The following is a 16,014-nucleotide window of genomic DNA, read 5'->3' on the forward strand; positions in this document are numbered from 1 at the left end:
GTTGTATTCAGGGTAGACCCTCACAACAACTACCCTGAATCCAGCATGATTTGTTGTTTTCAGGGCTTTCCCATTACAGTAAATGCCCTGATTTTATCTTGTTTTGTCGCACACAGGGTAACTGCCATGTAAACATAATACACAGCAAAAAGGGCTGTAAATACAGCCCTCTTAATCTAACACGATATTTATTTATGAATTTCTACTTTTGATGGAGCTGTACCAAGTGGAACACTGAAGCTAAGTTTGCCTCCTACTCCTGTCTGCATCGGACCAATATTCTTACCATCCACGAGGATGTGATAACCTGTATTTTCCTCAAGTCCGACTGTAATCTGTGCGTCGCCGGGTCCTTCAACCTCAAATGCTACGCCTCCTTCACTCTCCTTAAAGTGAGTGACCGTTGTCCCCGGAACAGATTCGTAAAGGAACATCTCGTTCTGCTCAAGCTTTGTAATGTCCTTAAAGGTCTTTACCTTCAAAACATTACCTTCGTGCTTGAAGTCATCAAGCTTCTGTTTAGCAGGTAACTCATAATTGCCAAAGCTAATTGTCCCATCAGATTCCGCCCTTAGTAACTGTTCTACGACAGCCATTTTCTACCTCCTGTTTTAGGCACTGCACAGAATACTCTGTGACAGTAAATAATAGAATGTTTTCTCACTTAATTATAAAGCATATACCACTATAATTTTATTAAAAATTTATGAATCCTTAAGAGCCTTTGGCGACATTTTTGCAAATATCCGCATTTTAAGTCTTAGTCAGCATTTATAAAAATATGATTATTTTTTTGTACCCGTTTTACCTGCGGTAGTTTTCTTTGTTGTAGACTTTTTAGCAGATGCTTTCTTTGCAGGTGCCTTTTTTCCTGAAGACTTACTACCGGATGACTTTGATACTTCGCCCTTATCACCTTTTTGCGAAAAGACAATCTTATCGTCCTTAAGTCCAATAGTAACCTTGCTGTCGCGCTTGATATTACCCTTAAGAAGCTCCTCAGCCATAGCATCCTCAATAACTGACTGGATTGCTCTCTTAAGAGGTCTGGCACCCATCTTAGCATCCGAGTATTTCTTAACAAGATACTGCTTAACCGGCTGTGACATCACGAGATCGATGCCAAGCTGCTCCTTGCATCTCTTACTGAGATTCTTACTAAGAAGCGCCACAATCTCCATCATTTCCTTCTCATTGAGAGGATGGAATACCATAATCTCATCGATACGGTTTATGAATTCTGGTTTGAAAAGTCGTTTAACCTCTTCCATAACGCCGCTCTTCATGTGCTCATAATCCTTCTTTTCATCGGAAGCTGTATCAAAACCAAGCTTCTTGGGCTCGATGATTCGCTGAGCACCGACGTTTGAAGTCATGATAAGAATCGTATTCTTGAAGCTGACCTTACGTCCCTTGGCATCAGTGATATGACCATCATCAAGAACCTGCAGGAGCACATTGAAAATATCAGGGTGTGCTTTCTCAATCTCATCAAAGAGAATGACTGAATACGGATGTCTTCTTACCTTCTCTGAAAGCTGCCCGCCCTCATCATATCCAACATAACCCGGAGGTGAACCGATCATCTTGGATACTGAATGTCCTTCCATATACTCGGACATGTCAACTCTTATAAGGGCATTCTCATCACCGAACATAGCCTCTGCAAGTGCCTTTGAAAGCTCTGTCTTACCAACACCTGTGGGTCCGAGGAAAAGGAATGACCCGATGGGTCTGTTTGGATCCTGCAGACCTACGCGGCCTCTTCTTATTGCCTTTGATACAGCAACTACTGCATCCTCCTGCCCGATAACTCTCTGGTGAAGGATTTTCTCGAGCTTAAGAAGTCTCTCGGATTCCTTCTCGGCAATCTTCTTAACAGGTATCTTGGTCCACATCGCAACTACTTCCGCAATGTCATTTTCAGTAACAATATAGTCTGCGTTCTTTTCCTTCTTATCCTCTGCAGCCTTCTTGCGGTTGTACTTTTTGATAAGTGCTTCCTGCTCACGGTGTACCTGTCCTGCGCCTGCAAAGTCCTCCTTTGCAAGGAGCTCTTCAACCTGAGAGTCCATCTCTCTGATCTCCTGCTCCATGTCACGAAGTGCAGATGATGATCCTGTAAGTCTCAGCCTTACAGCTGATGAAGCTTCATCAATAAGGTCAATGGCCTTATCGGGAAGATTTCTGTCATTTATATAACGACTACTGAGGTCAACAGCTGCCTGAATAGCCTCAGGTGTAATCTGCACATGATGATGCTCTTCGTATTTTCCGACGATTCCATTCATAATAGCAAGTGTCTCGTCCCTGTCAGGTTCCTCTACACTTACAGGCTGGAAACGTCTCTCAAGAGCTGCATCCTTCTCGACATACTTGCGGTACTCAGTTATGGTTGTAGCACCTATCATCTGAATCTCGCCTCTTGCAAGAGAAGGCTTTAAAATATTTGAAGCGTCTATTGCACCTTCAGCACCACCGGCACCGATAAGTGTGTGCATCTCATCCACGAAAAGGATAATATTTCCGTCATCAATAACTTCACGGATAACTCTTTTTATACGCTCCTCAAATTCACCTCTGTACTTGGAACCCGCAATCATTCCTGATAAGTCAAGTGTAAGCAGTCTCTTATTCTGCACAGTAAAAGGAACATCACCTGACACGATTCTCTGGGCAAGCCCCTCCACTACTGCTGTCTTACCTACACCGGGCTCACCGATAAGGCAGGGATTATTCTTGGTTCTGCGGCTAAGGATCTGTATAACACGCTGAATTTCATTGTCTCTGCCAATTATGGGATCGAGCTTATTATCAGCAGCAAGGGCTGTAAGATCGCGACTGTACTGGTCAAGCATGGATGCTTTTTTCTTGGCATTGTTCTTTCTTCCAAGATCCTCTTTTACCAGACTTGCATCCTCTCCCATGGCTGAAAGTGTCTCAGCATAAATCTTCTGAATTGAAACATTCATGGTGCCAATCAGACGAACGGCAACATTCTCACCCTCCTTAATAAGCGCAAGAAGAATGTGCTCCGTACCGATCTTGTCAGCACGAAATCTTGATGCCTGCCTGTCAGCCTCATCAAGTACGCTCTCCGCACGGGGAGAAAAACCTTCCTTATCAAGGAGTGTAATATTACCACCCTCAACAATAAGGTCTCTGATGACATCCATCATCTTGTCTTCATTGATTCCGTTATCAATAAGTATTCTTGAAGCCACGCAGCCCTCTGTCCTTATGAGTCCCATAAGCAGATGCTCCGTACCAACATAATTAAGTTTAAGTGTTCTTGCGGTTTTTCTTGCAAGCTTAAGCGCTTCCTGCGCTTTCTCAGTATATTCTTTGCTCAAGCAAACTCCTTTCTGACTCTCACAGTCAAGTCCCGGATATTAGTCATTCTCACATTCCATAGCTGCCGTAGATTCTGTCTACCATCTCGTGTATCTCATCCTTGGTCACGCCCTTACACATGGCCCTGGCAAGAACCACACTGAGCATATCCTGGGCCTCCTCAAGTGCTTCCAGCTTATTTAAGTCAATGGCTATTATGGCACCACGCCGTCTGTCTATCTTGACAAAGCCTTCCCTCTGTAAAATGGAATAAGCCTTGTTGACTGTATGCATGTTAATGCCAATCATGTCTGCAAGCTGTCGTACACTTGGAAGCTGTTCACCCTCCCGGAACTGAGACGTTGCTATGCCCATTATGATCTGATTACACAGCTGAACATACAGGGCTTCATCACTGTTAAAATCAATTTCAATTACCATGAACAGTCTCCTTTCCTGTGATACATCTAGTATAACAAAGGAGACTCTCATGTCAATAAAAAAAGCTATGTGGTTTTCTAAAATAAAAAACATGGATATCTCCTCTCTCGTTGTTCGAAACAGTCGATATCCATGTTTTATTAAATTTTGAAAACCATCTCCTCGTCCGAGAACTGCAAATCTATGATACCCACATCCTGGGCTAAATAAAATTTACTTTATGGTTTAAATATTAATTCTTATCATCATTGTCTAAATCAAGGAACTCGAATTCAAAGTCCTCATCGTCGATTAAGAAATTACGTGATTTACGTGTTGCAGGCTGTGCCGGCTTGGGTTCAACAACTCTGCTCTCACTTCTGTCTCTGGAAGGAGCCGGTCTCTCAGGTCTCTCTACTCTTTCAGCCCTCTCAGCTCTTGAATCTGAAACAGGTCTTCTTGAAGGCTTATCATCAGAAAGAAGAGATGCAGCTGTTCCCATGGGTGCTCCCCTTCTTACTGCGGAAGAAGCAGCGGGCTTTTTGCTGTCTGCAACAACTCTGCCTGCTGACTTGGGCTCATCATCAACCTTATCTCTGTCAAAGAACTTTCTGGCCGGTTTCTGAGGCGGAAGCTCCTCATACTTGTTTTTCTTTGAATTGGACTCCTCTTCGTCATCCTCGTAGTACATATAATCACGAAGCTTGTAAACAAGAAGAAGTACTGCAAGTACCAGAACCAAAATAACAATGCCCATTCCGATAAGTGCACCGCGAAGCTTTTTAACCTGACCCTCAAGGGCAGTAGCCTGCTGGCCTGTCTTAGCATAGTCGAGAAGATCGTTAAGCTTAACCTGTGTACTCTCAACATTATCGTAAAGGTACCATGTCTCTGTACCTGTTCCGTCATCCTTATACGCAAGTGAGAACTCGCCGTTGCCTACTACTGAAGTGTCAACTGCAGGCTGTTCTGTAGGCTGCTCACCCTCTGCAGGCTGCTCTCCTTCTACAGCTTCACCGCCCTCAGCTCCTTCTGCAGGTTGCTCACCCTCTGACGGAGCCATCTCTCCGTCTGTCTGGGGATCATCTGTCTGTGCAGGTGCAGGAGCGCCCATCTGAAGAAGATCTGCGCGAACAAAGCCTGTTCTGCCGCTGTCACCAAACTTTATCTGATACCACTGTTTACTATCTGTTCCTGTAGCTTCACCGGTTACGGTAACACCCTCACCACTTTTTACAGTACCAACTGTGCTGTATCCGGTTCCTGCTCCTGATCTTACATTTGCACTTGCAACCGTTACTGTTGCAGCCTGTTCTTCAACAGCAGTTACCTGTGTCTCAGGCTGTGCAGCATTACTTGTTCCGGCATCAGTACTCTTAGTCTCTCCTGACTTAGAAATCAGATCACTTCTTACATAGCCGTATTCCTGGCCGTTTACATAAATTCTGTACCATACATAGCCCTGTGCATCAGTTGTCTCATCTATGATATCAACCGTATCTCCTGAATCCAGGCTTGATACCTGCTGAGAAGATGTGCTTGCCTCTGATCTGACCTTTACATTTGAAGATGTTACGGTTCCTGTAGCAGCAAGAGCCATTATGGGCTGGCCAAAAACCAAAGCACCTGCAGTAATTACTGATGCAGCATATATGGCCTTGCGCCCGTATTTCTTGTTTATCATGTGTTCTACCTCCGGTATGTGCAGCGATGATATTTAAAAAGCATAATATAATGAATGAGTATCGCTATACACACATTATTAACAACATTTGGTGTCATTATAGCATATAACCACTATATTTACAGCTTAAATGTAATATTTTTGTAAAAATTCAAATGTCATAATCATGATAAGTAAAAACCGGCTCCCAAACGAGAACCGGCCTTATTATGTATTTTTGTTTAAAGCTTACGCTTCATCAATCGCTTTTCCTATGTCATGGCGCATGTATTTATTCTCGAAGGAAACCCATTCTGTTGCTTCGTAAGCCTTCTTTCGAGCCTCGGCAAGCGTATCTCCCTTAGCGGTAATTCCAAGGACACGGCCTCCGTTTGTAACAACCTTGCCATTCTCGTCGAACTTCGTTCCGGCATGGAAGCAATAGTAACCATCCTTGCCCTTAAAGTTCTCAAGTCCTGTTATTTCCTTGCCCTTTTCATAGCTTACGGGATAGCCGTCGGATGCAAGAACCACGCAGACTGCTGCCTTATCTTCAAATTGAAGGTCAAGCTTATCCAGAGTTCCGTCTATTACTGCCTCGCAAACTTCAATCATGTCGGTCTGTAGTCTTGGAAGCACAACCTGTGCCTCAGGATCTCCAAATCTTGCATTGTACTCAAGAACCTTAGGGCCATCCTCTGTGAGCATCAGTCCGAAGAAAATTACTCCCTTGAACTCTCTGCCCTCTGATCTCATGGCATCAACTGTCTTCTGATAGATGTGCTCCTTACAGAACTTATCTACCTCTTCAGTATAGAAGGGGCTTGGTGAAAAGTTGCCCATTCCGCCTGTATTCAGACCTGTATCACCGTCTCCTGCTCTCTTATGGTCCTGAGCAGAGCTCATAAGCTTAATTGTTTTTCCGTCAACGAATGAAAGAACCGATACCTCGCGCCCTGTCATGAATTCCTCGATAACCATGCGGTTTCCTGCATCCCCAAACTTCTTGGTCTCCATGATTTCGCGCACACCTGCTTCAGCATCTGCCTTTGTTTCGCAGATAAGAACGCCCTTCCCGAGAGCAAGTCCGTCAGCCTTAAGCACGATGGGGAACTTTGCTGTCTCAAGATATTCAAGCGCTTCCTTGGGATCATCAAAGGTCTCATAGGCAGCTGTAGGTATGTTGTATTTTTTCATAAGGTCCTTGGAAAAGGCCTTACTTCCTTCAAGTATAGCTGCGTTTTTCCTAGGTCCGAATACCTTAAGTCCCTCGGCCTCAAATGCATCAACTATGCCGCCAACAAGTGGATCGTCCATTCCGACTATTGTGAGATCAATCTGCTTTTCCTTAGCAAATGCGACCAGTTTATCAAATTCCATCGGGGAAATCGGAACACATTCAGCAAGCTCTGCGATTCCGGCATTACCGGGCGCACAGTATAATTTATCCAGGTGCTTGCTTCTGGAAACTGCTTCTGCTATGGCGTGCTCACGGCCGCCGCCACCAACTATAAGTACGTTCATTTCATCCTCCTAATATAGTCCGGCGCCTCGATAATATATGCAAATTTTTCTCTCGTTGCTTCCGCATAATCGTTCAAAATTTGCATATATAATCTCAGCGCCTCACTCATCTATCAGCACTTTTCTTATTCATTTCACGATTTATTCAGATAGTATCCGGGTCGTAGTCTTCTATCACAACCTTACCGTCAACCACCTTTACCTTATTATTTGCGATGAGATCGATGGCCTTGGGTAGTAGCTTCCATTCAGCCTGCTCCATGATGCGCTGCTGAAGCGATTTTGCAGTATCATCAGGACGAATCATCACGGGTTTCTGAAAAATAATCGGTCCTGTGTCAGTACCCTCATCAACAAAATGAACTGTCGCTCCGGACACTCTCACACCGCGCTCAAGCACCTTTTCATGAACCTTAAGTCCGTAATAGCCTGTTCCGCAAAAGGACGGTATAAGCGAAGGATGGATGTTTATTATCCTTCCCGAAAAAGCCTTTACAATCTTCTCCGGAATTACCACAAGGCAGCCGGCAAGAACAATAAGATCGGGATTCTCGGTCACTAAGAGGTTATAAAAAGCTTCATTAAAAGCATCGCGGTTTTCAAATTCCTTTGGAACAAGAACCTCTGTCTTTATCCCATGCTTCTTCGCTCTCTCAAGAGCATAGGCATTGCGGTTATTTGAAAAGACCATTCCTATTTTAGTATTGGTAATAGTGCCGTTTTCCACAGCATCTATTATGGCCTGAAGATTTGTTCCACCTCCGGAAACAAGGACTGCAATGTTTAGCATATCTCCACTCCCTTGTCACCTGCTTCTACGGAACCTACAATCCACGCCTTCTCACCTGAAGCCTTGATTGCTTCAAGAGTCTTATCAGCATCTGCAGGATCCACAGCTATAACCATTCCAAGACCACAGTTAAAGGTATTGAACATCATCTTTTCATCAAGATTACCAGTCTTTTTCATGAGTGCGAAAATAGCGGGAGCTTCATAGCTGTCCTTCTTAATTACAGCCTTCACACCATCGGGAAGCATTCTCGGAATGTTTTCATAAAAACCGCCGCCTGTGATGTGACTGCAGCCCTTAACCTTGACGCCTGCATTTTTAATGCTTTTAAGCATCTTTACATAAATTCTTGTGGGCTCAAGAAGTGCCTCTCCAAGTGTGCATCCGAGTTCGTCATAGTACTTCTCAAGGCTCTCTTTTGTCATGTCGAATACTTTTCTTACAAGTGAAAAGCCGTTTGAATGAACACCGCTGGAGCCTACGCCGATAAGTGTATCGCCGGCCTTTATTGTGCTTCCGTCGATCATATCCTCTCTGTCGACGACACCTACTGCAAAGCCTGCCACATCATACTCATCCTCAGGCATAAGTCCGGGATGCTCAGCAGTCTCACCACCGATAAGAGCACACTCTGACTGCTTGCAACCCTCAGCAACACCCTTAACAATTGCAGCAATTTTCTCAGGATAGTTCTTGCCGCAAGCTATGTAATCAAGGAAGAAAAGAGGCTCACCACCTGCGCAGATTACGTCGTTTACACACATTGCAACGGCGTCAATTCCGATGGTGTCATGCTTATCCAAAAGGAAAGCCAGTTTAATCTTTGTTCCTACTCCGTCAGTTCCGGACAAAAGCACCGGATCCTTCATATTCTTAATATTTGCAAGGGAAAAGGCTCCAGAAAACCCTCCAAGACCACCAAGGACCTCAGGTCTCATGGTCTCCTTTACATATCCCTTGATCATCTCCACTGACTTGTAGCCCGCTTCGATATCGACACCTGCGTTTTTGTAGTTAAGCTCTGCCATGTTTTCCTCCATCCCCTCATCCGGCACTTCGTGCCACCTGTCTTCGCTCCGCTTCGGTCCGCGCAAAACCGACGTCCCCCGGACGTCGTGCGCCCCCACGGGGAAGGCTTCTAAGGGTTCTTGCATTTTTATTTGTAATTTTGATAACCAACTTCCTGAAGATGCTCGTCCTTTTTGATAACGGCTTCCTTCAGGCCTTTGGAATAATCCTTAAGCTTGGATAAAAGCTGTGCATCACTTGTAGCAAGAATCTTTGCTGCAAGAAGTCCTGCGTTAGCTCCTCCGTTTATAGCAACAGTCGCAACAGGAATACCTGTAGGCATCTGTACAATACTGTAGAGCGAATCTCTACCGCCTAATGAAGTTGTATGCATGGGAATTCCGATAACAGGCATTGGGAAAATAGCGGCGCACATACCAGGAAGATGTGCTGCCATTCCTGCTCCGGCAATGATAACTTTGAAACCTTTGTCCTCGGCGCTCTTCGCATAGTTAAAGAACTCCTCGGGTTCACGATGTGCTGAAATAATGTTCATCTCGTAAGAAATACCGAGCTCGTCAAGTATTCCAGCTGCTTTGGCCATGACCGGCATATCCGAGTCAGAGCCCATAACAATTCCAACCTGTGCCATATTTTCCTCCGAACTTGATAAAACAGCAAAACTTGATATAATAGAAGTATCAAAGGGTGATAGCAGAACCCTTGTTAGTAATTAACGATTAAAAACCGCTCACTACTATCGCAGGCAGGAGCGGTTTTTGATTACTTTCTGCTTATAGTATAGACAAGTCCTATAAGCTCTACCAGAAAAATACCCATCGTGAATATCTCTGTCATACTCATAGGCTGCCCCTTTCCCTAATACAAGGGAAACCACTACCACCAGAAAAGAATATATCATAGTTTCCATTAACAATCCAATAAGCAATTTTAATAAAATTTACCCATGCGCTTCACTATCCCCGAGCATATATAACAGTCCGAAAGCACCGCTGCCATGTATAGCAGCCATGGATGCAGATTCCTTCTGGACGATTATCTCATCAAAAACCATTATGTTAGCGATCCACCTCTTGATTTCCTCAAGTTCGGCAACCGACAGATCCGTATGCGTCAGGAACAGAAGCTTCCTGTCGATTGGTGCAAAGCGTGTAAGCTGATCATCCACATAATTTTTTCTGCACTTCTGGGCAGGCCCCACCATCATCCTTCCAAGAGTTCCTCTTCCATCCCTGAAAAGTATGGCCGGTTTCAGCATGAATACTCTGCTAAAGCCACCCACTCTTCTTTTAATTCTTCCCATACGTATCAGATAATCAATATTATCAACAAGGAAGCTGGTATGTACGCGCTTTTTGATCACGTTGAGCTCCGCTATACATTCCTGAACATTTCTGCCCTCCTGACAAAGTCTTATTGCCTGAAGGACAAGTATGCCAATGCCGCTGGAGAGGCTCTCGGAGTCAATTACAGTGACCTTATCAAAGGAAGCTGCTGCCTCCCTTGCCACATGGTAAGCACCACCCGCTCTTCCCGACATACTGATATGAATGATGTTCTCAGCATCAGATAAATGCGCAGCAAAGAAATCCTCATACTCCTGAACTGACGGAATATCCGCCGCAAGATCTTCGGAACCGCCTTCGCTCATGTACTTTAATATTCCCTCTGTCTCTACCTCAACGCCATCCAGGAAAACTCCGGTCTTGGTTTTTATATAAAGCGGAATTGTAGGAATTCTGAGCTTTTCAAGCATCTCCTTTGGTATATCGCAGGCACTCTCCGTCGTAATGAGAATAGGCAGTCTCTCCTTATCCGACATAAGCTTGTCATCCTCGGGATTAATGTACATAGGAGTGATTCTTCTGACCTTGTCTGCAGGAAGAACACGAAGTAACGTGTTTTCAAGCATCTCTCCGGAAACAGGCTTAAGCAGATATCCATCAAAACCGGCTACCCTGTACTTCGCCTGGTCATCAGCTGATGAATATGCGGTAATAACTATGACAGGAGTCTCACGGCACATACCACCCACCTGGGAACGGAGCTGTCTGAGCGTCTCTATACCATCCATTTCAGGCATCTCGTAGTCCATGAAAATGCAGTCATATTCCACATCAGCACATCTGGACAGACATTCTGCACCGCTCTCTGCCTGATCGATGACCATCTTGGTATCCCTTAAGAGCTTGGCAGTCACAATTCTGTTCATAACATTGTCATCAACAATGAGAACCCTGCATGACGGAGCTTCAAAGCTCTGTCTGTAGAACTGTGTTGCCTCACGTTTTTTAAGAGTTTCAAGCGCAAGCTCTCCAACAGGATCAGGATTAACAACCTCCTGCGGAATAGTAACCGTAAAGGCAGAACCCTTTGTATAAATACTGTTTACCTGTATCTCGCCATTCATGGCATCAGTCAGCTGTTTTACAATCGCAAGTCCGAGACCGGTGCCGCTTATTCCTTTTGTCTCCTCAACATTTACTCTCTTGAACTCATCGAACAGGTATGGCATGCTGTCCCTCTTAATACCCATTCCGGTATCTTCTATGGAAAAAGACAGCGATATCTGGCTATTACTGAGAGGTTTCCACTTAACTGTAAGTTTTACACTACCCTCACTTGTATACTTGATAGCATTACCTATGAGATTCATAAGTATCTGCTCTATTCTTACATCGTCACCAAGAAGTCTCTTTGGAATTGTTTTATCAATATCAACATGAAAAGCCAGACCTTTTCGTGAGGCCTCTCCCCATATCAGATTAACCGTCTCCGACAAAAGCAGCGCCACATCATACTCCGCAGGAACGATTTCCATCTTCCCGGACTCAAGCTTACTCATATCAAGAACGTCATTCATAAGCGACAGAAGAATTTTGCTTGCACTTTTTATATTACTTGCATTCTCTGCAATCTCATCAGTAGTCGCATTCCTGAGGATCATCTCATTGAAGCCCAGTATGGTGTCAATGGGAGTTCTGATCTCATGACTTACGCTTGAAAAGAATCTGCTCTTCGCCTGTCCAAGCTCCTGAATCTCTTCCTTCTGCTGCTCAATCAGCTTATTCTCAGATTTGTATATCTGATTCTGAAAAAGAATCATGACCGTCATCAATGCGCTGACAAGCAACACACTTGTAAGCGAGTCAAAATGCGCAGCCTCAACAGTATGCTGCGTTACAAAATTTGGAAAGGTATAGGAACAATAATATGAAACGGCTGTCATTATTCCGCCGATTACAAGAAGAACATATTTCCTTAGTCCCTCCACCGTCATTCCGATAAAGGTAAATCCAAATACAAACCAGATCGGTGATCCGCCATAGATTCCGCCACCAAGAATAAAAGCCACAGGAAGAATGAAAAGCACAAGTATGGATGCTATTATCGTCGCTCCAAGCTGTACCTTTCTCTTTTTTATGGAGAACATTACAATGCCCGAAAAGATTACAAGAAAGACAGATATAATAAAGATATTTATAATATCATCACCAACCAGTATTCCTATAAAAATGAGCAAAAACATGGTAAGAAGCCCTATTACAGGAATGACGGCAAACATCTTTTCCTGAAGGGTTTTGTTCCTATCGTATGCCACGTTGAACAAGCGCTTAAAAATCATGATGCACTACCTCCGTAAAGCCGCATAATATCCGATCTTACGGCATCAATTTGTCGTTTCAGGTCATCGTGATTTGCAACAACAAAAGCTTCCCATTTTTCTTCGGCAGCCCTCTCTATCTCGCCTGCCTTCCTGGAAAGATCATTTGCACCTATTATTCTTGATGAGAGCTTAAGCCCCTCAAGCTTTATCCTGTAGTTATCCCAGTCTCTTGCATCGTAAAGCCCCTGAAGCTCTGAGATAATTCCGTCCGCCTCTCTGTCAAATTCAAAGAGCATCTCAGCATAAAATTCATTGCTTCCGCGGCATATTCTCACGCCGTTTTGCTGATTGAGCATTCCAAAATTCATGGGCATATCTGTACCGTTATAGCCACTTAATGCACTTGCTTCGTCAACTTCCTCCTTGACTGTCACATATTCCCACATGGTTGAAGGCAGCAGCTTTTTCAGAACTCTTTCAAGCTCTGACAGTTCGATGGGCTTTGCAAGGAATTCATCAAAGCCTTCCTTCATGAACATTTCCCTGACACCACTAACCGCATTTGCAGTAAATGCAATTATCGCAGTGCGGTCATCGGAGCCTGCATTTTGTCTTATGAGCTTCATCGCCTCCACACCGTCAACATCAGGCATCATATGATCCATGAAAACAATGTCATACTTCTTTTTCTCGCAGAGAGTAACAGCTTCCATTCCGCTATGGGCAAGATCTGCATCCATTCCATAGCCTGCCAGAATCCCCTTTGCAACTATAAGGTTCATTTCCTCATCATCAACAATGAGAGTATTTACATTCTTAAATACAAGCTTTTTACCGCTTGTCTCAGGATCAAACTCCCATACAGCCATTTTTCTGTTAACCGCATTAACAATGGAATGGCTGAAAATGGGCTTTCTGATATAGGTAACATTGCTGTTTTCAGGTATTCTAAAGCCCGGTGATACTGTAGCAATTACAGAAATCTCCGACTTAACATTCTCATAGTATTCTGTATTCTCAAGGTATTCTTCCTCAGCTATGATAATATGCGTAATCTGACTCTTAGCGCACAATCTCTTAAGCTCGTCGAATTCAACTACTCTGTGGATTGGAACAGAGAGTCCCTTAAGAATATGCATTATCATTGTTGTATAATATTCTCTTACAGCAGGGCTCTTATACTTGTCGTTTCTGAGATAGCAGGCTATCTCCAGCTTTTCGGGGTGATCTACTACTACACTTGGCTTTTCATCGATTACCTTCTGTGGAACACTGACTGTTACTTTGGTTCCATTTTTCAGCTCGCTCTCGATTCTTGCAAAACCTCCCATTTTTTTAGTAAAACCATATACTATGGAAAGTCCGAGACCGATTCCCTCTACCCTTCTGCTTCTTCCGGAATCAATCTGATAGAGTCCTTCTATAACCCTTTTTCTCTCCTCATCAGTCATACCGATTCCGGTATCCGTAACCTCTATGCACAGGTTTACGCCATATTCCTTTTTTCTGGCAAAAACATGAAGATTAACACAGCCATTGCCATCCGTAAACTTGACGGCATTGACCATAAGATGCCTTATTATCCTTTTTATTCTTGCGGAATCTCCTACCATTCGCGCAGGAATATTTGCATCCATATCTATGATTATCTCAGGTGCGCCCTCCTTCTGGAGTCTGAACTCGGTTGAAATATCATTAACCACTGAGGATATGCGATATTCATCCTCCGACAAAACAAGGGAGCCCGTATCTATCTCAGTATAGTCAAGAATATCTTCGATCCTGCTGAAAAGTCTGCGACCTGCACCCTGAATGGCACTTAGATCGGCCTTCTTTTTTTCTTCCTTTTCACTGTTTAAAAGAAGTCCCGAAAGACCTGTTACCACGTTGATTGGTGTACGCAGTTCATGTGAGATGTTGGCCATGAAATCCTCTGATTTTTCCTTCATCTCAGCCATCTCTTCTTCCAATTCATCAGCCATACTCTTGGAAACAGCGAACATTTCGCAGATATAGCTCGCAACTCTGTCAGCAATTGTTACTGCCATACAGTCCAGTATAATGGTTCCCACATTAAACTGACCTCTCTGCTCAATATTTGTCAGTATCATAATGAGGTGATACCCCAGAAGCATCGCATATGCCATAAAAAATATGCGAAGAACAGGCTTTTCCTCAGTAAGAGAAAAAAGCATCATCGCAAGTACAAATATTAGCGCCGCATTATTAAACTGTTCAACATGGGATCCGTAATAGAACACCGCGAGCGAGATAAAGCCCGCATAAACGAAGACCCGGAACCTGAAGACAAACTGTCCGGATATATAAATACTCCAGGAGGTAACGGTTCCGATTACAATAATCGGAATCGCCCACAACTCCCATTTTTCAATAATTGAGACAACAATAAGCCCAAGCGAATACAGCGAATAGCACACAAGTATCACTATCTGTATACTTTTTCGCATTTCCTCATTCCGCCTGCCTCTGTCCATAGCTGCACCTCATAAAAATGAAAAGTACAATAGCAACCCTACCCATATGAGCGAAAGCACATTGAGTATTATCCCCAAAGTCGGAAATAGCCTAAATATATCCTTTTCCATCCTGGACATTATTCCAAGTACAAGACCCGCTATGGAGTACACCAGGCAGATCATAACTGCCACGGCGTACTTACCTTCAGCCTCTCCGCCATTTTTATAGCTTAGAAAAACAGCATATATAATGGTGACTACCGAAATAAGTCCCAGTGCCGCCGAAAGAACTCCTTTCTCAGGATGTTTCTTGTCAGTAAACACGTATCTGCCGTGCCCCCGGCCAGGAAACTTTATATTCAGTTTTCTCCTCTTTTTTCTCTCCTCCATATATCAGTCAGTTCGCAGAAGCTCCGCCTGCGCCATACTCCTTGTAGTACTCATCGATGGCTTTCTTGATATTCTTGTCGATAATGACCTCGCCATCAAAGGTCTTACCATAAAGATGCTCAACAACCTCCTGCATTGTTACAATAGCACCTGCCTCAAATCCGTATCTCTCACGAATCTCGTCAAGGGCACTCATATCTGTCTCAAGGCCCTTCTCCTGTCTGTTGAGTGAAACCATAAGGCCTACTATATCTGCATCCGCCTGCTCTCTGATGATTGGAACTGTCTCCTCGATGGATTTACCGGAGGTTGTGACATCCTCGATGATCATGACTCTGTCGCCGTCTCTAAGCTTTGTGCCGAGAAGGATACCCTTATCACCATGATCCTTTATCTCTTTTCTGTTTGAGCAGTAGCGGATCTCTCTTCCGTAAAGCTCGCTGATAGCGATTGTTGTTGCAACAGTAAGGGGTATTCCCTTATATGCAGGTCCAAATAACACATCGAACTCAAGTCCGAAGGTGTCATGAATTGCTCTTGCGTAGTATTCGCCGAGCTTCTTAAGCTGAGCGCCTGTAACATATGCTCCGGCATTCATGAAAAACGGCGATTTACGTCCACTCTTTAAAGTGAAGTCTCCGAATTTAAGGACATTGCTGTCCACCATGAATTCAATAAATTCTTCTTTGTATCTTTCCATTGTAGATATTCTCCTTTGTTCCCCTCATCCGCCCTTCGGGCACCTTCCCCCAGAGGGGGAAGGCATTATATTGTTCTTACC

Annotated in this window: 12 protein-coding genes; all 12 read right to left on the reverse strand. The window is 44.0% G+C overall.

Annotated features, from left to right (window positions below):
- Nucleotides 1-188 precede the first annotated feature (188 nt).
- The gene (locus G602_RS0121230; RefSeq protein ID WP_026660827.1) at nt 189-596 is read right to left on the reverse strand and encodes a hypothetical protein; all 408 of its coding nucleotides are present in this window, start codon (nt 594-596) and stop codon (nt 189-191) included.
- 189 nt (nt 597-785) lie between these two features.
- Nucleotides 786-3,353 (reverse strand): ATP-dependent Clp protease ATP-binding subunit, encoded by a 2,568-nt coding sequence (locus G602_RS0121235; RefSeq protein ID WP_026660829.1) that lies wholly within the window; start codon nt 3,351-3,353, stop codon nt 786-788.
- A gap of 49 nt (nt 3,354-3,402) precedes the next feature.
- Nucleotides 3,403-3,774, reverse strand: a complete 372-nt coding sequence (locus G602_RS0121240; RefSeq protein ID WP_026660830.1) for a GntR family transcriptional regulator — start codon at nt 3,772-3,774, stop codon at nt 3,403-3,405.
- A 232-nt stretch (nt 3,775-4,006) separates the two neighbouring features.
- Nucleotides 4,007-5,437 (reverse strand): SH3 domain-containing protein, encoded by a 1,431-nt coding sequence (locus G602_RS0121245; RefSeq protein WP_026660831.1) that lies wholly within the window; start codon nt 5,435-5,437, stop codon nt 4,007-4,009.
- 228 nt (nt 5,438-5,665) lie between these two features.
- Complete coding sequence (purD, locus tag G602_RS0121250) at nt 5,666-6,940, reverse strand: phosphoribosylamine--glycine ligase (RefSeq protein WP_026660832.1); 1,275 nt, start codon at nt 6,938-6,940, stop codon at nt 5,666-5,668.
- Nucleotides 6,941-7,085: 145 nt separating this feature from the next.
- A complete protein-coding gene (purN, locus tag G602_RS0121260) occupies nt 7,086-7,730 on the reverse strand; it encodes a phosphoribosylglycinamide formyltransferase (RefSeq protein ID WP_026660833.1) in 645 nt (214 codons plus the stop codon).
- Complete coding sequence (gene purM / locus G602_RS0121265) at nt 7,724-8,758, reverse strand: phosphoribosylformylglycinamidine cyclo-ligase (protein WP_044933214.1); 1,035 nt, start codon at nt 8,756-8,758, stop codon at nt 7,724-7,726. The genes purN and purM overlap by 7 nt, the downstream gene beginning before the upstream one ends.
- Nucleotides 8,759-8,886: 128 nt before the next feature.
- Nucleotides 8,887-9,390 carry a 5-(carboxyamino)imidazole ribonucleotide mutase gene (gene purE / locus G602_RS0121270; protein WP_026660835.1) on the reverse strand — a complete coding sequence of 168 codons (504 nt, stop codon included), beginning with the start codon at nt 9,388-9,390 and terminating at the stop codon, nt 8,887-8,889.
- A gap of 309 nt (nt 9,391-9,699) precedes the next feature.
- Nucleotides 9,700-12,384 (reverse strand): DegV family protein, encoded by a 2,685-nt coding sequence (locus G602_RS27875; protein ID WP_049945388.1) that lies wholly within the window; start codon nt 12,382-12,384, stop codon nt 9,700-9,702.
- The gene (locus G602_RS0121285) at nt 12,381-14,861 is read right to left on the reverse strand and encodes a hybrid sensor histidine kinase/response regulator (protein WP_026660837.1); all 2,481 of its coding nucleotides are present in this window, start codon (nt 14,859-14,861) and stop codon (nt 12,381-12,383) included. The genes G602_RS27875 and G602_RS0121285 overlap by 4 nt, the downstream gene beginning before the upstream one ends.
- 9 nt (nt 14,862-14,870) lie before the next feature.
- On the reverse strand, nt 14,871-15,233 hold the full coding sequence (locus G602_RS0121290; protein WP_026660838.1) for a DUF6142 family protein: 363 nt from the start codon (nt 15,231-15,233) through the stop codon (nt 14,871-14,873).
- 7 nt (nt 15,234-15,240) lie between these two features.
- On the reverse strand, nt 15,241-15,933 hold the full coding sequence (gene pyrE / locus G602_RS0121295; RefSeq protein WP_026660839.1) for an orotate phosphoribosyltransferase: 693 nt from the start codon (nt 15,931-15,933) through the stop codon (nt 15,241-15,243).
- Between the last annotated feature and the right edge of the window lie 81 nt (nt 15,934-16,014).

Origin of the sequence: Butyrivibrio sp. AC2005, assembly GCF_000424145.1 — a bacterium.
Taxonomy (GTDB): domain Bacteria; phylum Bacillota; class Clostridia; order Lachnospirales; family Lachnospiraceae; genus Butyrivibrio.